Origin of the sequence: Maribacter luteus (genome assembly GCF_009674825.1) — a bacterium.
GTDB classification, from domain to species: domain Bacteria; phylum Bacteroidota; class Bacteroidia; order Flavobacteriales; family Flavobacteriaceae; genus Maribacter_A; species Maribacter_A luteus.
The window spans coordinates 182,709-206,495 of record NZ_WKJH01000003.1 but is presented as its reverse complement, the minus strand read 5'-3'; the positions used below and the strand labels follow the sequence as shown (position 1 = coordinate 206,495).

The 23,787-nt window shown below is 40.8% G+C and carries 19 protein-coding genes; 13 read left to right on the top strand and 6 right to left on the bottom strand.

Features of this window, described 5'->3' with window-relative positions; genetic code table 11:
- Positions 1-7: 7 nt before the first annotated feature.
- From GJ691_RS06640 to GJ691_RS06600, 9 genes are all read left to right on the top strand, one after another.
- Entirely contained in the window at positions 8-1,567 is a 1,560-nt protein-coding gene (locus tag GJ691_RS06640) for an acyl-CoA carboxylase subunit beta (RefSeq protein ID WP_154365065.1), read from the top strand.
- The gene (locus GJ691_RS06635) at positions 1,564-1,932 is read left to right on the top strand and encodes an OadG family protein (protein WP_154365064.1); all 369 of its coding nucleotides are present in this window, start codon (positions 1,564-1,566) and stop codon (positions 1,930-1,932) included. The genes GJ691_RS06640 and GJ691_RS06635 overlap by 4 nt, the downstream gene beginning before the upstream one ends.
- Before the next feature lie 59 nt (positions 1,933-1,991).
- Complete coding sequence (locus GJ691_RS06630) at positions 1,992-2,411, top strand: biotin/lipoyl-containing protein (protein ID WP_154365063.1); 420 nt, start codon at positions 1,992-1,994, stop codon at positions 2,409-2,411.
- Between the two features lie 77 nt (positions 2,412-2,488).
- A complete protein-coding gene (locus tag GJ691_RS06625; protein ID WP_154365062.1) occupies positions 2,489-3,811 on the top strand; it encodes a sodium ion-translocating decarboxylase subunit beta in 1,323 nt (440 codons plus the stop codon).
- Positions 3,812-3,855: 44 nt separating this feature from the next.
- Positions 3,856-5,142, top strand: coding sequence for an acetyl-CoA hydrolase/transferase family protein (locus tag GJ691_RS06620; RefSeq protein WP_154365061.1), 1,287 nt, complete (start codon positions 3,856-3,858; stop codon positions 5,140-5,142).
- 55 nt (positions 5,143-5,197) lie between these two features.
- Positions 5,198-6,988, top strand: coding sequence for a methylmalonyl-CoA mutase family protein (locus GJ691_RS06615; RefSeq protein WP_154365060.1), 1,791 nt, complete (start codon positions 5,198-5,200; stop codon positions 6,986-6,988).
- 5 nt (positions 6,989-6,993) lie between these two features.
- A complete protein-coding gene (gene scpA, locus GJ691_RS06610; RefSeq protein WP_154365059.1) occupies positions 6,994-9,123 on the top strand; it encodes a methylmalonyl-CoA mutase in 2,130 nt (709 codons plus the stop codon).
- Positions 9,124-9,306: 183 nt separating this feature from the next.
- A complete protein-coding gene (locus tag GJ691_RS06605; protein ID WP_154365058.1) occupies positions 9,307-10,011 on the top strand; it encodes a Dph6-related ATP pyrophosphatase in 705 nt (234 codons plus the stop codon).
- Complete coding sequence (locus GJ691_RS06600) at positions 10,004-10,243, top strand: cysteine-rich CWC family protein (RefSeq protein ID WP_154365057.1); 240 nt, start codon at positions 10,004-10,006, stop codon at positions 10,241-10,243. The genes GJ691_RS06605 and GJ691_RS06600 overlap by 8 nt, the downstream gene beginning before the upstream one ends.
- Before the next feature lie 101 nt (positions 10,244-10,344).
- On the opposite strand, the gene GJ691_RS06595 is transcribed toward GJ691_RS06600, so the two are convergent.
- From GJ691_RS06595 to meaB, 3 genes are all read right to left on the bottom strand, one after another.
- A complete protein-coding gene (locus GJ691_RS06595) occupies positions 10,345-11,934 on the bottom strand; it encodes an aspartate:alanine exchanger family transporter (RefSeq protein ID WP_154365056.1) in 1,590 nt (529 codons plus the stop codon).
- Between the two features lie 185 nt (positions 11,935-12,119).
- On the bottom strand, positions 12,120-13,208 hold the full coding sequence (locus tag GJ691_RS06590) for a glycoside hydrolase family 76 protein (protein WP_154365054.1): 1,089 nt from the start codon (positions 13,206-13,208) through the stop codon (positions 12,120-12,122).
- A gap of 38 nt (positions 13,209-13,246) precedes the next feature.
- Complete coding sequence (meaB, locus tag GJ691_RS06585; RefSeq protein WP_154365051.1) at positions 13,247-14,251, bottom strand: methylmalonyl Co-A mutase-associated GTPase MeaB; 1,005 nt, start codon at positions 14,249-14,251, stop codon at positions 13,247-13,249.
- Positions 14,252-14,742: 491 nt separating this feature from the next.
- Between meaB and GJ691_RS06580 the strand changes: the two genes are divergently transcribed.
- From GJ691_RS06580 to GJ691_RS06565, 4 genes are all read left to right on the top strand, one after another.
- Positions 14,743-15,228, top strand: a complete 486-nt coding sequence (locus GJ691_RS06580) for an acyl-CoA carboxylase biotin carboxyl carrier protein subunit (RefSeq protein WP_154365049.1) — start codon at positions 14,743-14,745, stop codon at positions 15,226-15,228.
- A gap of 99 nt (positions 15,229-15,327) precedes the next feature.
- Positions 15,328-16,770, top strand: a complete 1,443-nt coding sequence (accC, locus tag GJ691_RS06575) for an acetyl-CoA carboxylase biotin carboxylase subunit (RefSeq protein ID WP_154365047.1) — start codon at positions 15,328-15,330, stop codon at positions 16,768-16,770.
- Between the two features lie 3 nt (positions 16,771-16,773).
- Complete coding sequence (locus GJ691_RS06570) at positions 16,774-18,315, top strand: acyl-CoA carboxylase subunit beta (RefSeq protein ID WP_154365045.1); 1,542 nt, start codon at positions 16,774-16,776, stop codon at positions 18,313-18,315.
- Between the two features lie 112 nt (positions 18,316-18,427).
- The gene (locus GJ691_RS06565; RefSeq protein WP_154365043.1) at positions 18,428-19,645 is read left to right on the top strand and encodes a multidrug effflux MFS transporter; all 1,218 of its coding nucleotides are present in this window, start codon (positions 18,428-18,430) and stop codon (positions 19,643-19,645) included.
- Between the two features lie 72 nt (positions 19,646-19,717).
- Here the strand turns inward: GJ691_RS06565 and acs are convergent, their stop codons facing one another.
- The 3 genes from acs to GJ691_RS06550 are packed head-to-tail and all read right to left on the bottom strand — an operon-like array spanning position 19,718 to position 23,752.
- The gene (gene acs, locus GJ691_RS06560; RefSeq protein ID WP_154365041.1) at positions 19,718-21,625 is read right to left on the bottom strand and encodes an acetate--CoA ligase; all 1,908 of its coding nucleotides are present in this window, start codon (positions 21,623-21,625) and stop codon (positions 19,718-19,720) included.
- A gap of 13 nt (positions 21,626-21,638) precedes the next feature.
- Positions 21,639-23,531 carry an acetate--CoA ligase gene (locus GJ691_RS06555; protein ID WP_154365039.1) on the bottom strand — a complete coding sequence of 631 codons (1,893 nt, stop codon included), beginning with the start codon at positions 23,529-23,531 and terminating at the stop codon, positions 21,639-21,641.
- Complete coding sequence (locus tag GJ691_RS06550; RefSeq protein WP_154365037.1) at positions 23,528-23,752, bottom strand: hypothetical protein; 225 nt, start codon at positions 23,750-23,752, stop codon at positions 23,528-23,530. Before GJ691_RS06550 ends, GJ691_RS06555 begins: the two co-directional genes overlap by 4 nt.
- Between the last annotated feature and the right edge of the window lie 35 nt (positions 23,753-23,787).

Here is a 23,787-nt window from a genome sequence, read left to right as displayed (position 1 = left end):
AATAAGAATGGCAAATCAAGAAAAAATCAATGAACTCATTGAGAAAAGGGCCGAAGCCAGATTAGGTGGTGGTGAAAAACGGATTGATTCCCAACACGCTAAAGGTAAACTTACCGCGAGGGAAAGAATTGATCTATTGTTAGATGAAGATAGTTTCGAGGAGTTCGATATGTTCGTAACCCATAGGACAAAATCGTTCGGGTTGGATAAGCAGCGTTTCCTTTCCGATGGTGTGGTTACCGGTCACGGTACCATAGACGGTAGGATCGTTTATGTTTTCTCTCAGGATTTCACTGTTTTCGGTGGATCACTTTCGGAAACCTACGCATTGAAGATTTGTAAGATTATGGACATGGCGATGAAAATCGGGGTTCCCGTAATCGGACTTAACGATAGTGGTGGTGCACGTATTCAAGAAGGGGTAAGATCTTTGGCCGGTTATGCCGAGATTTTCCAAAGAAATATTATGGCTTCTGGGGTTATACCACAGATTTCATCAATTTTAGGTCCTTGTGCCGGTGGAGCGGTTTACTCTCCAGCATTGACCGATTTTACCGTTATGACCGACAAAACCAGTTACATGTTCGTAACAGGTCCTAAGGTTGTACAAACAGTTACAGGGGAAGTGGTAACGGCAGAACAATTAGGTGGTGCCAATATACATTCTACAAAATCGGGTGTATCGCATTTCTTGGCAGAAAGTGATGAAGAGAACTTGTTGTTGATTAGAAAATTAATGAGCTACTTGCCTTCAAATAACCTTGAAGATCCACCAAGCATAACTTGTGATGATCCAATAGATCGTTTAGAAGATGCCTTGAATGAAATCATTCCTGAGAACCCGAACCAACCTTATGATATTGTAGATGTTATTTCTATCATTGTCGATAATGGTGAGTTTACAGAGGTTCATAGGAATTATGCACGTAATATCTGTGTAGGTTTTGCTAGATTCAATGGTCGTTCGGTAGGTATCGTTGCCAACCAACCTAAATATTATGCCGGTGTATTGGATATTGAAGCCTCTAGAAAGGCAGCACGTTTTGTACGCTTCTGTGATGCTTTTAATATTCCTATCGTCACATTGGTAGATGTACCTGGGTTCTTGCCAGGAACAGGACAGGAATACGGTGGTATCATCCTTCATGGAGCCAAATTGTTGTTCGCTTATGGTGAAGCAACCGTTCCTAAAGTAACCATAACTTTACGTAAATCTTACGGTGGTGCCCATGATGTAATGAGCTGTAAGCAATTAAGAGGTGATTTGAACTATGCTTGGCCAACTGCTGAAATTGCGGTAATGGGGGCAAAAGGAGCTGTTGAGGTACTCGAAGGAAGTAATATTCGTAAAATCGAGGATGCCGATGAGAAAAGTAAGTACATCACCAAGAAAGAAGATGAGTACACCGAAAAATTCGCCAATCCTTATGTTGCGGCAAAATACGGTTTTATCGATGATGTCATTGAGCCTAGGAATACTCGTTTCAGAATAGTTAGGGCTTTGGAATTACTTTCGAACAAGAAAGAGGTCAACCCTCCTAAAAAACACTCAAACTTACCATTATGATGTTATTGACTATGAGTATGCAAGCAGATCAGATCAGTGAAGGGTATGTTATATTGTTGACTGGACTTCTAATTGTCTTCAGTGCATTATTGATCCTTTCATTGTTCTTTCAATTTGGGTTGCCGGTGATGTTATATCTATATCGGATCATTACCAAAGGAAGGGACAAAAAGATCAAGGATATTCCTATCACCGCCGATGAGAATTTTACCGGCGAAGTTGCAGCGGCCATATCAACAGCTATTCATTTGTATTTAAATGAACAGCATGATGATGAAAATGCCGTATTGACCATTAAACAAGCCAGAAAATTATATTCTCCTTGGAGTTCCAAAATTTATGGTACACATCAAAAACTTAAATAAAAATATTGGTTTGTCGTATAATTTTTTAGCAGATCCGGTAACAAGAAACAACCAAAAGAATGAAACACTTTAATTTTAATATCCAGAATAACAATTACAATGTAAAGATTCTTTCGCACGAAGGAAATATCATTGAAATGGAAGTAAACGGAACCTCCTATTCCGTAAAAATGAAGGAGGAAACCAAAAAAGCCAAAACACCTACTTTGGTTCGTGCAGCGTCAAAAAGACCTGCAGAGCCTTTAAAGGTAAATCCAGGTTCATCAAAGACAAAGATCGTTGCACCCATTCCGGGAGTAGTACTTTCCCTTGATGTTAAAGTTGGGGATACCATAAAAGTAGGCGACCGTTTATTGGTGTTAGAGGCCATGAAAATGGAAAACAACATCGCTTCCGAAAAAGCAGGAACCGTCACTGCGGTGAATGTTAATGTTGGTCAGCAAGTATTGCAGAACGAAGTAATGATAGAACTTGAGTAGAAATTTCGTAATTGTAGGCGTTGTCCCTGCTTTCTTGCAGAACCAATGCCTTGCAAATACTCGCAAAAAAACATAAAATGAAGAAAATACTTTTAATATTCGGAGTACTATCATTACTGATCTTTATACGACCTGTATTGGGGTTCAGTGGTGATGCTGATCCTAAAGATGAAATTACAACCGTGGATCAATTACCTACCGTTGAACAAGGGGAAGGGGTTTTTGAAAACGCGATGCACGGTATGCAGCAATTCTATAATTATACAGGATTCGCAAATGCCACTTGGGGGCATATATTAATGATCCTGATCGGGATTGTATTTATCTACCTGGGCATTAAATTTGATTATGAGCCATTATTACTGATTCCGATTGGTATTGGTGTGATTATAGGGAACATCCCCTTTGTCGCAGGTAACCAAACAGGTATTTACGAGACGGGATCTGTATTGAACTACCTTTATTTTGGGGTGGTAAAAGGGATTTATCCCCCATTGATCTTCTTGGGTATCGGGGCAATGACCGATTTTTCCTCTTTGATCGCCAATCCAAAATTGATGTTATTGGGCGCTGCAGCGCAGATCGGTGTTTTTGGAACATTCTTGGGTGCGCTTTATCTAGGGTTCGCTTTGCCTGAGGCAGGTGCAATTGGCATCATTGGTGGGGCAGATGGCCCTACGGCGATATTCTTGTCATCTAAATTGGCGAATGGTGTCAATATCCTCCCTGATGGAACAACTGTTAAAAACCTGATCGGACCTATTGCCATTGCCGCTTATTCTTATATGGCCTTGGTTCCCGTTATTCAACCACCTATTATGAGGTTGTTGGTTAATAAAGAGGATAGGAAAATCAGGATGAAACCACCAAGGGCAGTTACACAAAAGGAAAAAATGATTTTCCCTGTAGTTGCTCTATTGTTGACTACTTTTATTTCTCCCAGTGCATTACCACTATTGGGTATGTTGTTCTTCGGTAATTTATTAAAGGAGTCTGGTAGAACAGAACGTCTTGCCGATACGGCCAGAACAAAACTTATCGATATTGTTACTATATTGCTAGGTGTTACGGTAGGTGCCTCAACACAAGCGGATATATTTATCACCAAGGATTCAATGTTGATTTTTACACTAGGTGCCGTTTCATTTGTGATTGCCACTATGGGAGGGTTACTTTTTGCAAAATTCATGAACCTATTCCTTAAAGGGGATAATAAGATCAATCCGTTGATCGGTGCTTCAGGGGTTTCGGCAGTTCCTGATAGTGCTAGGGTTGTACATGCCGAGGCGCTAAAATCAGACCCGCATAATTATCTGTTGATGCATGCCATGGCTCCAAACGTTTCAGGAGTTATAGGTTCTGCTATCGCAGCAGGTATTTTGTTGAGTTTCTTAGCATAATTGAACGTATTTAGATTGGATAATTAGATATAAAAATTAGAAAGATGAAAATTCCGAATGTAATGTCAGCTGATGAAGCTGTAAAATTGATAGAATCTGGAAATAGGGTATTAATTCAAGGTGGTTCAGCAACACCACAAGCTTTGATTAAAGCGATGGTCGCAAGGGCTCCTGAATTAAGGAATGTTGAAATCGTACACTTGCATACTGAAGGTGAATGCGGGTATACCGAGCCTGAATATAGGGAAAGCTTTCATACCAATGCATTCTTTATTGGGGGTAATATTCGAAAAAGAATAGGTGATACCGCTGATTATATTCCTATTTTTTTAAGTGATATCCCTAGTTTGTTCAGGGAAGGGTATATGGATCTTGATGTCGTTATGGTCAATGTTTCCCCTCCAGATAAGCATGGTTTCTGCTCCTTAGGGGTTTCGGTTGATATTGTCCTATCTGGAATTGAGCAAGGTAAAAAAGTAATTGCCCAGATCAATCCGTTAATGCCACGTACTTTTGGCGACGCACAAATTCACGTTAAAAACTTTGATGCTTGTGTTGAAATCGAAGAGGAAATCTACGAAATGAGCTTTGTGGATCCTTCTGAAACAGAAAAAGCCATAGGTAAAAATATTGCTGGGATCATAGAGGATGGTGCAACACTTCAAATGGGTATTGGAGGAATTCCTAATGCCGTTTTAACGTTTTTGCACAATCACAAGAACTTAGGGGTTCATACAGAAATGTTCTCAGAAGGTATCGTTGACCTCGTTGAAAAAGGTATCGTAAACGGTTCGCAGAAAAAAACGAATCCTTATAAAATCGTATCAGGTTTCGCAATGGGTACACGTCGTTTATATGACTTTATGGATGATAACCCAGAAATTGAAATGAAAGACATCGCTTATGTGAACGATACAGCGGTCATTCGTCAAAACCCTAAGGTAACCGCTATAAACTCTGCTATTGAAGTGGATTTGACCGGGCAGATCTGTGCTGATTCAATCGGTACAAGAATGTTCTCAGGAGTTGGTGGGCAAATGGACTTTATGCGAGGTGCGGCATTGTCAAAAGGAGGAAAACCGATCTGTGCAATTACTTCAACAACATTAAAAGGGGTCTCTAAAATCGTACCTGCTTTAAAACCAGGGGCTGGGGTTGTTACTACACGTGCCCATGCACGTTTTGTGGCAACGGAATATGGTGTTGCCGAACTGTTCGGAAGAAGCTTGAAACAAAGGGCCGTTGCGCTAAGGGATATTGCACATCCAGATAGCAGGGAAGAACTTGATAAAGCTATCTTCGAAAGATTCGGAAGTACCATTTCGGTGTAGTTTTTTAAAAGATATAGAATAGCAAATTAATATATCATTACTAATAGCACATATTATGAACGATAAGAATAAATCACTTTTTTCAGAATTCCCTCCGGTTTCTACCGAGCAGTGGATGGAAAGGGTGACGGCAGATTTAAAAGGAGCAGATTTTGAAAAGAAACTGGTTTGGAAAAACCTTTCGGGAATCAATATCCAACCTTGTTATAATGCTGATAGCAAAATTGAACAACTTAAAAATACAGGGGAAAATTCCCAATCCCTATTTAATTATAGAAGCGTTGCCGTGGCAAACGCAGAGAGTGGAAATAAGTTAGCCTTAAAAGCCGTTGAAGAAGGAATGAACGGAATCATTTTCCAAGTAAAGGGAAATGTTTCGGCCGCAAGCCTGTTAAATGGTATCGATTTAAATGAAATTGCGGTTTCTTTTGAGTTGGCGGACAACGCCGTTCACTTTACGGCTGAATTGGTGAAGGTTGCCAAAGGAAAAGACTTGAAAGGATATATAGATACGGGAATAATTTCCGATTATGTTACCACAGGTTCTTTTGATGAAGGTCAAATTGAAGTTGTTTCAGAATTGATCAAATTAACGGCTGATTTCCCAAGTTTCAAGGCAATCACGATTTCGGGAACTGAATATTTGGATTCAGGTGCTAACCAAGTGCAAGAGATTGCCTACACCTTGAATTCTTTGGTTTTCCTAACCGATAAATTAACTGAAAAAGGTGTAGATACCAATGATATATTCAACAACTTGAACTTTAAATTGGCCATTGGTCTAGAGTATTTTGTTGAGATAGGTAAGTTTAGGGCCTTTAATAGTTTATTGGCCGAAATTGCTGCTAAATATGGTGTAGCCGAGGTTAACAAAACAGTTACGGCAAAAACTTCTATCTGGAGTAAATCAATAACAGATGCCAATACGAATATGTTGCGCGCTACCACAGAGGCCATGTCCGCAATATTGGGTAATGTTGATGGCGTTTTAATTGATCCTTATGATAAGGAATTTAAAGAGCCCTCAGAGTTTTCAAATAGAATAGCGGGTAACATAACCACGATATTAAGGGAAGAATCCTATTTTGGTAAAGTAACGAATCCAGTAGATGGATCTTACTATGTTGAAGAGGTTACTACTAAAATTGCGGAAAAAGCTTTGGAATTGTTCAAGGCTATCGAAACCGCAGGAGGTTTTTATGCGGCATTTGAAAACGAAACGATCCAACAACAAATCGCTGATATCCGTTTACAAAAATTAAAATTGATCAGTCAGCGTAGACTTCCTATGGTCGGGGTGAACAAATATCCCAATTTAATGGAAAGCGTTGCATCCGATTTGCTTTCTAGAGGTGCGGAAGATAATCCAAAATTGTTGACTCCAAGAAGGGCTTCTTTGGAAATTGAGGCCATGCGAAGAAAGACCGAAGAATTGGTGGCACAAACCAAGGTACGACCTATAGTCCAGTTGGCAAGTTATGGTAATTTGACCATGCGTAAGGCTAGAGCTGCTTTTGCTTACGATTTTATCGGTGTTAGTGGTTTTGACGTTCATCAAGAAGAAAGTTTTGAAAGCGCTGCGGTTGCTGCTACGGAAAGTGCAAAATCAAATTCGCACGTAGTGGTTATATGTAGTTCCGATCAGGATTATGATGAAACGGCACTCGACTTTATAAAAGCATTTAGGGCCATTACTACCAGCAAGGTTTTATTGTTGGCCGGTGCCCCTAAAAATATGGATGAACTGACTGAAGCAGGTTTAGACGGAATTGTAAATATGAGAACCGATGTTCTGGTAACACTTTCAAGTATTCAGGAAAAAGTTCAAAAAACACTAAAATCTTAAGAAGTATGAAACCAGATTTTTCAGATATAAAATTAAATTCAGCTGTTAAGCAAACGGCTGCTACTTCAGAGAATCAAGACGTTTGGAATACTCCTGAAGGAATACCGGTAAAAAAACAATTTACAGCCGAAGATATTAAGGATGCGGAGCATTTAAGGTATGCCGCTGGTGTGCCACCTTTTTTAAGAGGGCCTTATAGTGCAATGTATGCCATGCGCCCTTGGACGATCCGCCAGTATGCAGGTTTCTCAACTGCTGAGGAATCTAATGCTTTCTATCGAAGAAACTTGGCTGCAGGTCAAAAGGGACTTTCTGTGGCCTTTGATTTGGCCACACACCGTGGGTACGATTCCGATCACCCCCGTGTAACCGGTGATGTTGGTAAGGCCGGGGTTGCCATAGATTCTATTTTAGATATGGAAATCCTGTTCGATCAGATTCCTTTGGATAAAATGTCGGTTTCCATGACAATGAACGGTGCGGTATTGCCCATTATGGCTTTTTATATTGCTGCAGCGAGAAAACAAGGGGTTTCTTTGGATAAACTATCCGGGACGATCCAGAATGATATCTTAAAAGAGTTCATGGTGCGTAATACATACATATACCCACCATTACCTTCAATGAAAATTATTGGTGATATCTTTGATTACACCACTAAGAATATGCCAAAGTTCAACTCAATTTCTATCTCCGGTTATCACATGCAAGAAGCTGGTGCAACGGCCGATATTGAGTTGGCATATACATTGGCTGATGGAATGGAGTATATTAGAACGGGATTGAAATCCGGTTTAAAAATCGATGAATTCGCTCCTCGTTTGTCATTCTTCTGGGCGGTTGGTATGAATCACTTTATGGAAATCGCCAAAATGCGTGCCGCACGTATGCTATGGGCAAAGATCATAAAATCATTCAACCCAACAAATCCAAAGTCAATGGCATTGCGTACGCATAGTCAGACTTCAGGATGGAGTTTAAGTGAGCAAGATCCTTTCAACAACGTTGCCCGTACATGTATCGAAGCTATGGCTGCCGGATTGGGAGGAACACAATCCTTACATACAAACGCGTTGGATGAAGCTATTGCTTTACCGACCGATTTCTCTGCCCGTATTGCTCGTAATACACAGATTTATATCCAGGATGAAACGCAGATGACCAAAGCGGTCGATCCATGGGCCGGTTCTTACTATGTAGAGTACCTAACCCAGGAGATTGCCAAAAAAGCTTGGAAATTGATTGAAGAAGTTGAAGAACTGGGCGGAATGGCAAAAGCCATCGAGACCGGGGTACCTAAAATGCGTATCGAGGAAGCCTCGGCCCGTAAACAGGCCCGATTGGATTCTGGTCAGGATATCTTGGTAGGTGTGAATAAATTCAGGACCAAAGAGAAAGCCAATATCGAGATTCTTGAGGTTGATAACTCGGTCGTTCGTGATTCACAGATAGAGCGTCTTAAAAAACTACGTGCCAATAGGGATCAATCAGTTGTTGATGCCAATCTTGCCGCATTATCGAAATGTGCTGAGACAGGTAAAGGGAATTTATTGGAATTGGCCGTTGAGGCTGCCGAGAATTTTGCTACTTTAGGTGAGATTTCAGATGCTTTAGAGGTTCATTTTGGTCGTCATAAAGCAGATACTAGATTAATCAGTGGTGTATACAGTAAAGAAGTGGATAACGATAGTACTTTTGAAAAAGCACAAAAATTGGCCGATAAGTTTGCCGAAATTGAAGGTCGTCGCCCAAGGGTGATGATTGCTAAAATGGGGCAAGATGGCCATGATAGGGGAGCCAAGGTGGTTGCCTCTAGTTTTGCGGATTTAGGTTTTGATGTAGATATGGGCTCTTTGTTCCAAACTCCTGAGGAGGTTGCGAAACAGGCTGTTGAGAACGATGTTCACTTTGTAGGGGCTTCAAGTTTGGCTGCAGGGCACAAAACATTGATACCACAATTGATCGGTGAGTTGGAAAAACTTGGAAGACCTGATATCATGGTATTTGCAGGTGGAGTAATTCCCGAACAGGATTATGACTATTTATTGGAAAGGAAAGTAGCTGCCATATTCGGACCTGGTACCGTAATTTCCGAATCTGCCATTACAATAATGGAGAAATATTTAGAGCAATAAGGATTTGTTTCCTTAAGCGGTTTTTGTCAAGGTCTATCATTTACTAAGGCGAAAATTGCTCTCAAATAAAAAGAAACCACTATCTGATTTTTTATTGGATAGTGGTTTTATGATTCATGGATATGAACATTACTGATTAACTTTATCATTTTTTAACCCTAAAGTCATCCATCCAAATTATTTATGACGAAGCTTAGAACTTATATGAATTGGAGCAGTGGTAAAGATGCCGCTCTTGGGCTCCATTACCTCTTGCAGGACCCCGGATATAATGTTGAATGTATACTAACGACCGTAAATGCACATTTCAATCGGGTCAGCATGCATGGGTTAAGGATTGAAATGCTGGAACAACAAGTTAAGTCCATTGGCTTGCCAAGCCATAGGGTGGCGTTGCCAGAGAGTCCTTCAAATGGTGAATATGAAAAACTGATGGGCCAAAAGGTCGAAGAATTAAAAGCTGAGGGAATGGAATATGCTGGTTTTGGCGATATTTTCTTGGAAGACCTAAGGGTGTATCGTGAGCAACAACTAGCGCAAGTTGGTATTAAAACTGTCTTCCCGTTATGGAAAAAAGATACCACCCAATTGATCCAGGATTTCTTGGGCAAAGGTTTCAGGACCATTGTAGTCTGCGTAAACGCTGCCGTCTTGGACGAGTCGTTTGCCGGAAGGATCATCGATGAGGATTTTATAAACGATTTGCCCGAAGGGGTCGATCCTTGTGGTGAAAACGGTGAATTCCATACCTTTTGTTTCGATGCTCCCTATTTTAAAAACCCAGTTCAATTCACTGTTGGGGAAAAAGTGTATCGGGAATATAAAAATGGGGAAACTACTAACGGTTTTTGGTTCTGTGATTTAATACCCTTGGAAACGAATGAATAAACACGAGGATAAAAATTGCCAAAGATGTAATACGGTCTTCGAATGTAAAGTGGGTTCCATATTACTATGTCAATGCACCACGGTAACGTTAAATGAGGAAGAACGTGCATACTTAAGGGAAAGGTATACCGATTGCCTTTGCGCTTCCTGTATGCAAGCAGTAAAGGCCGAGTACCATAACAACCTACTCCAGGAAAATATAGATAAGCTGTCGGGTAAGACTAAAAGGTAAATTTATTCGCCTCAAGCTATTGCGAAATCCCGAAGGGCTAAAAACATATGTTCGTCACTAGCGAAGCCTACAAAGCTCTTTTTAATACCGATTCCCAACTATTAGAACAATAGCCCTAAAATCTGAGTACAAATAATCAATAGTACCATCGCTATAGGGTAGACCGTTGCGTAGGCTAAGGATGGTGCGTCTGTTTTGGTCATTGTGTCAACAGCGGCCAACCCAGGGGTACTTGTCATTGATCCCGTAATGGTTCCTAATAAGGTCAAAGCGTTTATTTTGAAAAAGATACGGGCAACAATCGCGGCGAAAAGCATGGGTAGAAAAGTCATTAAGCCACCGACCAAGAATAGTTTAATGCCATATTGCGAATAGGTCTCTACCAATGTGGCCCCCGCTTCAGTACCCACAACAGCCAAGAAAAGCATTAGTCCGAACTGTCTCAGAAGTTGATTGGCATTGCCACTCATCATCCATAAAACATTCCCGGTTTTGCCTACACGGCCTAATATCATGGCAACAATCAGAACACCTCCTGTAAGACCTAGGTTAAAACTGAACGTATCACCAAAATTGATGGAAACCCCTCCGACCAAAATACCGATGACGATACCCAATGCCAATGGAAAAAAGTTGGTGTCGGAAAGTTCACTTTTATTATTCCCGATCAATTGCGATATCTGGGAAACATTGTCTTTTTCACTAGAGATCATCAATTTGTCCCCGATCTGTAATTTTAGGGTTGAATTTGGTGATAAATCTATACCACTTCTTCGTATTCTGGTTATGGTGGCATTGAAATTTTCCCTCAAATTCAATTCCCCTAATGATTTATTCACCAATTCAGTTCGGGTCATCAAATAGGATTGGGATACATATTGCTCTCCAAAGGCAATTTCAACATCTGATTTTGGTCCAATCAATAATTCGACTCGTCTTAGCGATTCTTCGCTTCCTACGACCCGCACGTAATCGCCTTTGTGTAATACCGTATCTTTCTTAGGGGTAAAGGCCTTTCCGTCGTGCATAACCCTTGAAATAACCCCTTTGGTCATGGAGCGTACCCTAAGTTCCCCAATGGTTTTATTTATGGCCCCTTCGTGCTCTACAACGAAATTGGCCCTGGTAATGGTTTCGTAATGACTAAGTGCCTTCGCCTCATAGTCTTTTTCTTCTTTGGTAAGGTTTATTCTTAAAAATTTCGGGTACAGTTTAACGAACAGGATAACTCCGATGACCCCGAATGGGTAGGCAATACCATAACCGATAGATGCCAATGGTGAATGTGTTATATCGATTACCGTTGCCAAACCCGGTGTACTTGTAAGTGCACCGGCCATTAAACCAATGGCGATGGATTTGTCTATATCCAAAACCACAATGGCAAGTAGGGCCAAAACGGCGGCGGATATAATTACTATGGTCGCCATGATCATCAAGTTCTTCCCATCTTTTCTGAAAGAATCGAAAAATCCGGGACCGGCCTGCAAGCCTATGGTGTAGATAAACAATATCAATCCTATTTTTTGAAGGATATTCGGAAGTGAAACGCCAAGATGTCCAAAAAGAAGGGCGACGAATATAATGGCGGAAATATCCAATGATATCCCTTTTACTTTTATGTTTCCAATGATGAATCCGATACAAATGATCAAGAATAAAACGAGGTAGGTAGTGTCTAAAAAGTGCATGAAGGTTTATTTTGAAAAAATAAGTGACAAAAGTAAATTATTAAAAAGTTGCTGAAACTGACATTTGTTATATTTCCTAAAAAACTAAATCGTTAAAAATGCTATCGAATTCATAAATATGGCCTTTACACTGGGTCATCTGAAAAAGTACAACACCACCACACCATCACGAATTGACTTTAATACTAAAGTGATAAGGCAGCATTGAATGCATCAAGGGCGGAGGAAACCGTCGCTGCATTTGGCTCCGAAGGCGCATCCCAAACCACGCCAGGGTCTTGTTTACCTTTGTTCATGGCCTTGTTCCATATGGCATTCGCATTCTTTTTGATAAATTGTTTATACATTTTTTTTGGGCTTTGTTCATTTAAGAACATAAGATGCCGCATAAAGACACCCTTGAACTGTTTGGAATCCGGACGGCATTTATCCGGTTCACATCTTTTCTCGACCAAGACCAAATCGCTATTCGTCATGTTTTTTACTGTTGCCTTGGCAAGGTCATGGGCGCTTTTTATATAATGCTTTTCGCCTGTTATCTTATTTAGGTGTACCAAACCGGTCAGAACAACGCCCTGATTATAGGTCCAAACATTTTCTGTAATAGATTCCTTTCCGTTTTTAAACCGAATCCCATCTTGCATGTTCCCGTTGCTATTTATCAATTTCGATTTGATCATCCAATCCCAAATGGATATCGCCCAACGTAGCGCTGTTTTACCATTTACTTCTTTGGTACCGGCCAAATGCAATCTTGTGGCCAATGTTAGGGCAAGGCCATTACTGATAGATCCTTTGAACTCCAGTTCTTTTTTCCAATATAATCCACCGGTATCGCTCCATCCTGTAGTGATATCCTTAAAAATGATATTGGCCATATCTAAGTACTTTTTTTCCCCGGTGTACTCCCAAGCATCTAACCAAGCAAGTGCCCACCAACCTTCATCATCATAAAACTCGTTGATGTAATTCTTGCAGACCCATGCAGGTTTCGTTTCCGTGGCCTCAACCTCAAACTCCTTCGTCTTATTGAAAATATCCTCAATACTTTCCTTAAAATCGGTGTTTTTGGTCAACTTGGCATTATTGATAAGGGCAGTTAGGATGTTTGCAGCATTCCACCATGAAGTGGTTTCCCAAAGACCGGTTTCCTCATTATGCCAATTATCCAAATAGCGCACTAATTCCTTTGATTGGTCTTCAATGGTTTCTTGGCCCAACGATAATTGAATTGCCGAGAGAAATACAAAAATAAATAGTATCGATTTCTTCATTGAAAACTAAATTTAATTCTTAGGTCGATAATAGAACCTTAAATGGAATTCTTGAATTCTTGGATAATATTTTGGGCGGCCTCTACAGGTGAGATTTTAGAGGAAATGATATCCTTTTCCAAGTCGGATAAATGATCGGCTATGTTTTTTGAGCCATAGAACAATTGTTTCAATTCCTCATTTATATTATTGTACATCCATTTTATCTGTTGATGGTTCCTGTTTTTTATGAAGTAACCGTTTTCATCAACCTGTTTTTTATACTTCGAGATTTCTTCCCAAACGGTATCTATACCGATATTCTTTATGGCAGAGGCTGTTGTAACAACCGGACTCCATCCGGATTCGGACAATGGGAAAATGTGCAAAGCGTTTTGGTATTGACGTCTGGCCATTTCACTTTTCTTGATATTGTCCCCGTCGGCCTTGTTGATGACGACCATATCTGCCATCTCCATGATTCCTTTTTTAATGCCCTGGAGTTCATCACCTGCTCCGGATAACATCAGCAGCAAAAAGAAATCGGTCATACCGTGAACGGCAGTTTCGGATTGTCCTACACCAACGGTCTCGATCAGTATAATATCGTAGCCTGCAGCTTCACAAAGTAACATGGATTCCCCTGTTTTATTGGCCACGCCCCCAAGGGTGTCGCCGGTTGCAGAAGGTCGAATATAGGCATCTTCCATATTGGCAAGCTCTTCCATTCGGGTTTTGTCGCCAAGAATACTACCTTTTGAACGTTGACTACTTGGGTCAATGGACAGGATACCGACTTTATGCCCTTGGCCGATAAGATATTTGCCAAAGGCCTCGATAAAAGTACTTTTCCCTACCCCGGGAACCCCGGTAATACCGATTCGTATCGAATTTCCCGAATGGGGCAGTATCGCCTGTATGATTTCCTTGGCCAGTTTTTTATCGCTTTCTAAATTGCTTTCTACAATGGTGATGCCCCGGGACAGGATAACCCTGTCTCCCTTTAAGATACCATCAATATATTCTTTTGCAGTTAGTCTTCCCTTTGGTTTGTAGTTTGTCATGGAGTACTGGATAAAATCGTGTTATCTCTTTTTAAACGAAAAAAAACGCTCTGTTTTCCGTAAGGAAAATGAGGTGTTTCCTCAACAGGATTTAGCTTAAAAAATGAAAGTGACAAAGGTAGTCATAAAGGTAAAAGCACCATAATTAAGATTCATATTTATCAGTAGTGACATCTTGGTATTTTTAATATATCAATAATTTATATTTCAGATCATCAGAACGAAGATAAAAGAGGGTGTATTTTGTCAATAAATGATAAAATTCATTTTTTGTTTCTTTTTTTATAGTTATACTTGTTCATGTAATTCCTTTAGAAATATGTAAGCGTATTTAATGTCCAAAAAAATGAAATAAGATTTTAAAAGGCCATTGGCTTTTTCAAATATGAAGAGTGGGGGTTTGGATCGGTATTGGAAGCCCAAGAATAAATTTATGGCACCTATGGCCTGATTTTGAATAATAAAATAGATAATTCTAAACCGCACCGACTATGAATAAAAAATTCAAGGTAAACGTAAACCATGATATGTCTTTCAATATTATGGACCAAGATATTTCAAGTTTGGATGCCTTACCCACTTCAGAAACAACGTACCATATTTTAAAGGATAACAAACCGTTCCTTGCCGAAATCCTATCTTCGGATTTCAATAAGAAAAAATACACCATAAAGGTTAATACCAGCACCTATGAAACGGTCATTTCGGATGATCTAGATCTATTGATCAATGAAATGGGGTTTTCAACCGGTTCTACCAAGAATGTCGATGCCATACATGCCCCTATGCCAGGTCTTATCCTGGAAATAAATGTTTCCATTGGCCAGACCGTGAAGGAAGAAGATCCCTTGTTGATTTTGGAAGCCATGAAAATGGAAAATGTAATTGCGTCCCCGAGAACGGGAACCATAAAATCCATATCAATAAATAAAGGGGAAGCCGTAGAGAAAAAACAATTGTTGATAGAGTTTGAATAAGCTCCTTCTGAATTGATTCCAATCGATTACGACTTTAAATTGACACAAACGATAAATAGCGAATTACATCTGAAGAATATGGAAAAACAAAAAGTACAGATGAAAAAAATATTAGTTGCGAATAGGGGTGAAATTGCGATACGCGTCATGCGAACTGCCCAAAAAATGGGCATAAAGACGGTTGCGGTTTATTCTACGGCAGATAGGGATGCACCCCATGTGAAATTTGCAGATGAAGCCGCTTGTCTCGGGGAACCACAATCGAATAAATCCTATCTCGTAATTTCGAAGATCATTGAGGTTGCCAAAAAATTACATGTTGATGCCATTCACCCAGGATATGGATTCTTGAGTGAGAATGCTGAATTTGCTGAAGAAGTAGAGAAGAACAATATCATTTTTATAGGTCCCAAATCAAAGGCCATTAGGGTAATGGGAAGTAAGCTGGCGGCAAAAGAGGCCGTCAAAAAATATGATATTCCCATGGTTCCCGGCATTGATGAGGCGATAACCGATGTTAAAAAGGCCAAAACGATAGCCAAGGAAATCGGGTTCCCGATTTTAATAAAGGCTTCAGCCGGGGGCGGGGGTAAAGGCATGCGTATCGTAGAAAAGGAAAAAGACCTGGAGTCCCAAATGAACAGGGCCATTAGTGAGGCAACTTCGGCATTTGGTGATGGATCCGTATTCATTGAAAAGTATGTCAAATCCCCAAGACATATCGAAATCCAGGTAATGGCCGATAGTCATGGGAACATCCTTCATTTTTTTGAAAGGGAGTGCAGTATACAACGAAGGCACCAAAAAGTAATCGAAGAGGCCCCCTCATCCGTTCTTTCTCCTGAACTTCGTAAAAAAATGGGAGAGGCGGCCATTAAAGTGGCAAAGGCCTGTGATTATTTGGGAGCAGGCACAGTTGAATTTCTGTTAGATGCCGACCATAACTTTTATTTCTTGGAAATGAATACAAGGCTTCAAGTAGAACATCCGGTAAGTGAACTTATTTCCGGTGTTGATCTGGTTGAATTACAGATTCGCGTTGCCCGAGGCGAAGCCCTTGAAATGAAACAGGAAGATCTTAAAATCAAAGGTCACGCACTTGAGCTTCGGGTGTATGCCGAGGATCCGTTGAATGATTTTTTACCTAGTATCGGAACCTTGGAAACCTATAAGTTACCTACAGGTATTGGCGTTCGTGTTGATAATGGATTTGAAGAAGGTATGGCGGTGCCGATCTATTATGATCCTATGTTGTCCAAGTTGATCACCTATGCGGAAACCAGGGAGGAAGCCATCCAGAAAATGTTAAAGGCTATTAGTGATTATACCATAAGGGGTGTGCAAACAACCTTGCCATTCGGTAAATTCGTTTGTGAGCATGATGCCTTTCGTACCGGCAACTTTGATACCCATTTTGTAAAAGATCATTATTCTCCTGAAGTCCTCAAGGCAAAAACACATGAAGAAGCTAGAATTGCTGCGATCATCGCATTAAAGAAATACAGGGAAGACCAAAAAATCCTAAGAACCCCAAGACAATAAATTATGGATCCACGATTGAAAAAACTCGAAGAAAGAGAGGCTTTGGCACACAGAGGTGGTGGCAAACGGCGTATTGATAAACAACATGCCAAGAAAAAATTGACCGCTCGGGAACGTATCGATTATCTTTTAGATGAAGGGTCTTTCGAAGAAATGGGGGTTTTGGTCACACACCGATCCACTGATTTCGGTATGGAAAAGAAGCAGTATTTCGGTGATGGCGTCGTAACGGGTTATGGTACTATAAATGGGCGATTGGTTTATGTCTATGCCCAAGATTTCACCGTTTTTGGTGGGGCCCTATCAGAGACACATGCCGAGAAAATCTGTAAAGTAATGGATCTGGCCGTAAAAGTCGGTGCCCCGATTATTGGTTTAAACGACTCGGGAGGGGCACGGATACAAGAGGGTGTTCGTTCTTTAGGTGGTTATGCCGATATATTTTATAGGAATGTGCAGGCTTCGGGTGTAATTCCCCAGCTTTCTGCCATAATGGGTCCTTGTGCCGGTGGGGCGGTTTATTCACCTGCAATGACCGATTTCACCTTAATGGTTGAGGAAACAAGTTATATGTTCGTAACGGGTCCTAATGTGGTGAAAACCGTTACCAATGAAGAGGTTACGTCTGAAGAGCTTGGTGGGGCGAATACCCATGCCTCTAAATCAGGGGTGGCCCATTGTACATCGGCCAATGATGTGGAATGTATGGAAGACCTTAAAAAGTTATTGGGGTACCTTCCACAGAACAATAAAGAAGTTTCGGAAAAATTGCCGTATGAATTGAAAGACGAGGTCAGGGAAGTGTTGAAGGACATTATTCCGGAAAACCCGAACAAGCCTTATGATATGCATGGGGTCATCAAAGGTATTATTGATGAGGATTCATTCTTTGAGATCCATAAGGATTTTGCAGAGAACATGATTGTGGGTTTTGCTAGGTTGGGAGGTAGGAGTATTGGTATTATTGCCAATCAACCTATGTTCTTGGCCGGTGTTTTAGGTGTGAAAAGCTCGATTAAAGCAGCTCGTTTCACCCGTTTTTGTGACGCTTTCAATATTCCGCTTTTAGTATTGGTTGATGTTCCTGGGTTTTTACCGGGAACCGATCAAGAATGGAATGGTATTATAGTTCACGGAGCAAAGTTATTGTATGCCTTGAGTGAAGCGACTGTGCCTAGGGTAACGGTAATTACCCGTAAAGCTTATGGTGGTGCGTATGATGTAATGAACTCCAAACATATTGGGGCAGATTTTAATTACGCTTGGCCAACGGCTGAAATAGCCGTCATGGGGGCCAAAGGGGCCAGTGAGATAATTTTTAAAAGGGAAATCACGGAAGCTGATGACCCAACCGCTAAATTAGCCGAAAAAGAAGCCGAATACGCTGAGAAGTTTGCACACCCATATCGTGCGGCAAGGCGAGGATTTATCGATGAGGTCATTCGACCCGAAAATACAAGGCGTAAATTGATAAAGACCTTTAGTATGTTAGAAGGGAAAGAGGTAGTAAAGCCCGACAGAAAGCATGGGAATATACCTTTATAAGCTTTTGAGGATGGATTATTGAATCTTCGTAAACCAATAAAGATATTCTTTCTTACAATGATTTGATTTTTTATTAATGAAAAATTAAAAGGGATATGGCTACCTTTGCCCGATGCAAGAGGAAAATGTAAAACCGAATTTTGAATTTGTAGCCTTAATGGCGGCATTGATGTCTATTGCCGCATTGGCGATAGATGCTTTGTTGCCGGCGTTATCCGATATCGGTGTGGCCATAAATAGCCTGGATTCTACCGATCATCAATTACTGATTACCATGATTTTCTTAGGTTTGGGAATAGGTCAATTGTTTTTTGGGCCGTTATCCGACACATTTGGTAGAAAACCTATGGTTTATTTAGGGTTCAGTGTTTTTACACTCGCAAGTATCCTTTGTCTTTGGGCTCCTTCGTTGGAATGGATGATCGTTGGGCGAATATTCCAGGGTATAGGGCTATCTGCCGCTAGGACCATTAGTATCTCGATTATCAGGGATACTTATAAGGGTGATTATATGGCCAAGGTGATGTCGTTCGTAACCGCATTTTTTATTCTGGTCCCTGTTGTAGCTCCTGCTATTGGTAAGGGGGTTATGGGCTTTTTTGGCTGGCAGGCCATATTCTATTTGCAATTGATCCTTGCATTGGTTGTGTGTATATGGTTCTGGAAACGACAACCGGAAACCTTGCATCCCGAATATAAAATACCTTTTTCAAGCCATATTTTCGTAGATGGACTTAAGGAATTGGTTAAGTATAAAGAAACCTTGGCATTTACCATGATATCTGGTTTGATCACAGGTTCTTTTTTGGTGTATTTAAGTTCTTCACAACATATTTTCGAGGATATTTACGGACTGAAGGAGGCTTTTCCACTGATTTTCGCCGGTTTGTCGGTATCCATTGGTTTGTCAACTTTTTTAAACGGAACCCTTGTGTTGAAGTTTGGAATGCGAAGACTTTCTTTGACCGCACTTTCCATATTCAGCAGTGTAGCATTGATATATGTACTATTGTTCTGGAATTCAGGAAACCCTGACGTAGCAATATTGATCGGGTTTCTTTCTTTACAGTTTTTCTGCTTGGGCTTTATGTGGGGGAATTTTCGTTCCATAGCCATGGAGCCAATTGGACATATAGCGGGAATAGGTGCTGCGATTACAGGTTTTATTTCTACTTTATTGTCCATTCCCATAGCGGCCTTTGTGGGCAGTTTTATCCAAAAATCGGTGTTGCCCATGTTCATGGGCTTGGCAATTTGTGGAATGGTATCCCTCGCTATTTTTATATTGGTGAGGAGAAGGGCTTCAAGGCGAGCAAAGGTCATGGCCTAAATACATAAAAAAACCGTTCAAAGGTTTGGCCTAAGAACGGTTTGGTCAGGTTGGTTGGTTTCTACCAGATTCTTATAAAACGTTATCCATGATTTCCTTTACAATTTCAGGATTCAATAGGGTACTGGTATCCCCAAGGTTGGAAGTGTCGTTACTCGCGATTTTACGTAAAATTCTTCTCATAATTTTACCACTTCGGGTTTTGGGCAATCCTGATACGAATTGAATTTTATCCAATTTGGCAATGGGGCCTATAAGTTCGGTAATCTGTTGGTTTATTTCATTACGAACGTTATCCCTGTCACGACTTTCCCCTGTTTCTTTCAAGATAACATAACCATAAAGTGCGTTTCCTTTAACATCATGTGGGAAACCTACAATGGCAGATTCAGCAACTGCTTGGTGCTCGTTTATCGCGTCTTCTATAGGTGCGGTACCTAAATTATGGCCAGAAACGATGATCACATCATCTACCCGACCTGTAATCCTATAATAGCCAACGGCATCCCTATTGGCGCCATCACCCGTAAAATACATGTCTTTGTAAGCCGAAAAGTAAGTATCCCGATAACGTTCATGATTGCCCCAAATAGTTCGTGCAATCGATGGCCAGGGGAATTTAATACATAGGCGGCCTTCTACTTGGTTACCTTTAATTTCTTTGCCTTCCTCATCCATTAAGGCCGGTTGTATTCCTATAAAGGGTAATGTGGCGAATGTTGGTGTTGTCGGTGTAACATAAGGTATAGGGGAAATCATGATTCCACCCGTCTCGGTTTGCCACCAAGTATCTACGATCGGACTCTTTTTCTTACCTACATTATTGTTGTACCAATGCCATGCTTCTTCATTTATCGGCTCTCCTACAGAACCTAGAACCTTTAATGAGGAAAGATCATATTTCTCCAAATAATCCAAATTCTCTTTGGCCAGGGCCCTAATAGCCGTAGGTGCGGTGTAAAACTGATTTACTTTATGTTTTTCCACCACTTCCCAAAAACGACCAAAATCGGGATAGGAGGGGACCCCTTCGAACATTATCGAAGTAGCCCCATTGGCTAATGGACCATAAACGATATAGGAATGGCCGGTAATCCAACCAATGTCAGCAGTACACCAGTATACATCCTCTTCACGATATTGAAAAATGTTTTTGAACGTATATGCCGTATAAACCATATAACCACCACAAGTATGTACCATACCCTTGGGTTTGCCTGTGGATCCAGAGGTATAGAGAATAAAAAGGGGGTCTTCGGCATTCATGGTTTCAGCATCGCAATCTGCAGAGGCCTCTGCCATTAAGGGAGCTAACCATTTATCCCTACCCTCTACCATCTCAATATCACTTTTGGTCCGCTTGGCGACCAAGACGGTATTAACACCAGGACAATCTTCCAAAGCCTTATCCACGATTCCTTTTAGGTCGATTGATTTACTTCCTCTAAATGAACCATCGGATGTAATCACCATTTTACAATCGGAATCATTGATTCGCGTAGCTAGTGCATTCGATGAAAAACCTGCAAATACCACCGAGTGTATTGCCCCGATCCTTGCACAGGCCAAAACGGCATAGGTCAGTTCTGGTATCATCGGAAGATATATACAAACACGGTCACCTTTTTTAACGCCATTGGCTTTCAAAACATTGGCCATTTTGCAAACCTTCTCAAATAATTGCCCGTAAGTAATATGCAAGGCTTCTTCCTTTGGGTCGTTAGGTTCAAAAAGGATGGCGGTTTTGTTTCTTCGTGTAGGTAAATGCCGGTCTATACAGTTTTCGGTAATATTGAGCTGTGCGCCTTGGAACCATTTTACTTCCGGTTTAGAGAAATCCCACTCTAGAACATTGTCCCATTTCTTTCGCCAAATAAAATGTTCTTCTGCGATTTCTTCCCAAAAACCCTCGGGGTTACGCACAGATTTTCTATATACCTGATAATATTCTTCTAGATGTTTAATGTGATAATTACTCATTATTATTCGTTTTTTAGTTGGATCCTATTTTATGTGTTCTATATGCTTTTGCTATTTCATCTATGATTAGAGGGTCATCAATCGTCGAAGGCACGCTATAATCCTCATTGTCTGCGATTCCTCGTAATAATTTACGTAGGATTTTCCCTGATCGTGTTTTGGGCAATCTACTTACCAGGATAACCTGTTTTAAGGATGCTACGGGCCCAATCTGACTTCTGATTTCCTTTATAATTTCACTTTGGATGACCGATTCGGCAATTTCGTTTCCAGATTTGGTAACTGCCAAGGCCAATGGTATTTGACCTTTAAGGTCATCGTTGATCCCTATTACCGCGCACTCGGCCACTTGGGAATGTGAAGCGACTATTTCTTCCATTTCGGCGGTTGAGAGCCTATGTCCCGCAACGTTGATAACGTCATCGACCCGCCCGGTAATGAATACATAACCTTCCTCATCCTTATAACCTCCGTCACCCGAAAAGTAATACCCGGGGAAACGCTCTAGATAGCCAGCTTGGAATCTTTGGGGATTGCCCCATATGTTTCTCAAATTACCAGGGGGCAGTGGCAGTTTTACCACAACATAACCTTCTGAATTTGGTCCTAGAACTTCTCCGTCCTCGTTCAATATCTGAATATCATAACCACATACCGGAAAGGTTGCCGATCCCGGTTTTACCTTAGCCAATTCAACCCCGACCATATTTGCCAACATGGGCCAGCCCGATTCGGTCTGCCACCAATGGTCGATTACCGGGACCTTTAATTTGTCCTCTGTCCATTTTAAGGTAGAAACATCACAACGTTCACCGGCCAAAAACTGATATTTAAGGCTAGATAGATCATAATCGTTGATCATTTTTCCTTCAGGGTCTTCTTTCTTGATTGCTCTTATTGCTGTTGGGGCGGTAAACATCACTTTTACCTTATGCTCACTGATCACCCTCCAAAAAGTTGAGGCATCGGGCGTTCTTATAGGTTTTCCTTCGAAAAGAATTGTAGTGTTTCTATTTAATAATGGGCCGTAAACAATATAGCTGTGGCCAACCACCCAACCAACATCACTGGCTGCCCAATAAACATCACCTGGATCTACCCCATAGATATACTTCATTGAGAATTTCAAGGCTGTTGCATAGCCACCCGTATCACGGATTATCCCTTTAGGTGTCCCTGTTGTGCCGGATGTGTACAATATATAGGAAGGATGGTTCGATTCCACCTCAATGGGCTCGGCGGGACTTGCATTTTTAATCGCTTCCAAATAATCTATATCATATGGTTTTGCGGGGGTAGCGGCACCTAAATGTCTTTGAAAGAGGATTACCTTTTCGGGTTTATGGGAAGCCAATTCAATAGCTTTGTCAACATAAGGTTTATAGGGTATTATTCGGTCTATCTCAATACCGCTAGATGCCGTGATAATAACCTTGGGCGTACAATCATCTATTCTTATGGCCAACTCGTTTGGGGCAAAGCCTCCAAATACCACGGAATGGATAACACCTATTCGTGTACAGGCAAGCATGGCATATAGTGCCTGTGGAATCATGGGCATATATATGATGGCGGTATCCCCTTTTTTTAGTCCTAAATCCTTTATTGCCCCAGCTAGTTTGGAAACTTCTTTTTGCAGGCGATTATAGGTGATGATTTCTTTGGTGTTGGTTACCGGCGAATCATAAATTATGGCATTTTGCCTTCCAAAACCATCTTCAATATGTTTGTCTATGCATAAATGGCTGAGGTTTAATTTTCCGTCGACGAACCATTGGGGATAACCATTGTCGTCATTGGAAAGTATATTTTTGGGGGTATGGTACCATTGCAGCTGATGGGCTTGTTTTTCCCAAAAACGTTCCGGATTTTCAATACTTTTTTTGTAGAATTCCTGATACTTCATGACTTGGTTTTTTTAGCATTGAAAAGTCCAAACCAATTGGGGTTAAGTACCTTAAGTTTAATAAGTACCCAAAGAATAACCACGAAACAAATTCCCATGACTATGGAGTTCATAGGACTGATTGCCGTTTCGCTTTCAAATTTAAAACGTAGATAAAGGGATACAACGGCATAGACACAGATAAGAATATCCGATGTCAAAGGATTAAGACGTAATTTCATTTTAACTTACATTAATTAGACAAAGGTGTTGTTTG

What these genes read in the sequence shown, in the direction of transcription:
- GJ691_RS06580 (WP_154365049.1), top strand. Translation starts at nt 14,743, where the DNA reads ATGAATAAAAAATTCAAGGTAAACGTAAACCATGATATGTCTTTCAAT.
- GJ691_RS06565 (WP_154365043.1), top strand. Translation starts at nt 18,428, where the DNA reads ATGCAAGAGGAAAATGTAAAACCGAATTTTGAATTTGTAGCCTTAATG.
- GJ691_RS06630 (WP_154365063.1), top strand. Translation starts at nt 1,992, where the DNA reads ATGAAACACTTTAATTTTAATATCCAGAATAACAATTACAATGTAAAG.
- GJ691_RS06600 (WP_154365057.1), top strand. Translation starts at nt 10,004, where the DNA reads ATGAATAAACACGAGGATAAAAATTGCCAAAGATGTAATACGGTCTTC.
- GJ691_RS06635 (WP_154365064.1), top strand. Translation starts at nt 1,564, where the DNA reads ATGATGTTATTGACTATGAGTATGCAAGCAGATCAGATCAGTGAAGGG.
- GJ691_RS06640 (WP_154365065.1), top strand. Translation starts at nt 8, where the DNA reads ATGGCAAATCAAGAAAAAATCAATGAACTCATTGAGAAAAGGGCCGAA.
- GJ691_RS06570 (WP_154365045.1), top strand. Translation starts at nt 16,774, where the DNA reads ATGGATCCACGATTGAAAAAACTCGAAGAAAGAGAGGCTTTGGCACAC.
- GJ691_RS06550 (WP_154365037.1), bottom strand. Translation starts at nt 23,752, where the DNA reads ATGAAATTACGTCTTAATCCTTTGACATCGGATATTCTTATCTGTGTC.
- GJ691_RS06615 (WP_154365060.1), top strand. Translation starts at nt 5,198, where the DNA reads ATGAACGATAAGAATAAATCACTTTTTTCAGAATTCCCTCCGGTTTCT.
- GJ691_RS06590 (WP_154365054.1), bottom strand. Translation starts at nt 13,208, where the DNA reads ATGAAGAAATCGATACTATTTATTTTTGTATTTCTCTCGGCAATTCAA.
- GJ691_RS06620 (WP_154365061.1), top strand. Translation starts at nt 3,856, where the DNA reads ATGAAAATTCCGAATGTAATGTCAGCTGATGAAGCTGTAAAATTGATA.
- meaB (WP_154365051.1), bottom strand. Translation starts at nt 14,251, where the DNA reads ATGACAAACTACAAACCAAAGGGAAGACTAACTGCAAAAGAATATATT.
- GJ691_RS06595 (WP_154365056.1), bottom strand. Translation starts at nt 11,934, where the DNA reads ATGCACTTTTTAGACACTACCTACCTCGTTTTATTCTTGATCATTTGT.
- GJ691_RS06625 (WP_154365062.1), top strand. Translation starts at nt 2,489, where the DNA reads ATGAAGAAAATACTTTTAATATTCGGAGTACTATCATTACTGATCTTT.
- GJ691_RS06605 (WP_154365058.1), top strand. Translation starts at nt 9,307, where the DNA reads ATGACGAAGCTTAGAACTTATATGAATTGGAGCAGTGGTAAAGATGCC.
- accC (WP_154365047.1), top strand. Translation starts at nt 15,328, where the DNA reads ATGAAAAAAATATTAGTTGCGAATAGGGGTGAAATTGCGATACGCGTC.
- scpA (WP_154365059.1), top strand. Translation starts at nt 6,994, where the DNA reads ATGAAACCAGATTTTTCAGATATAAAATTAAATTCAGCTGTTAAGCAA.
- GJ691_RS06555 (WP_154365039.1), bottom strand. Translation starts at nt 23,531, where the DNA reads ATGAAGTATCAGGAATTCTACAAAAAAAGTATTGAAAATCCGGAACGT.
- acs (WP_154365041.1), bottom strand. Translation starts at nt 21,625, where the DNA reads ATGAGTAATTATCACATTAAACATCTAGAAGAATATTATCAGGTATAT.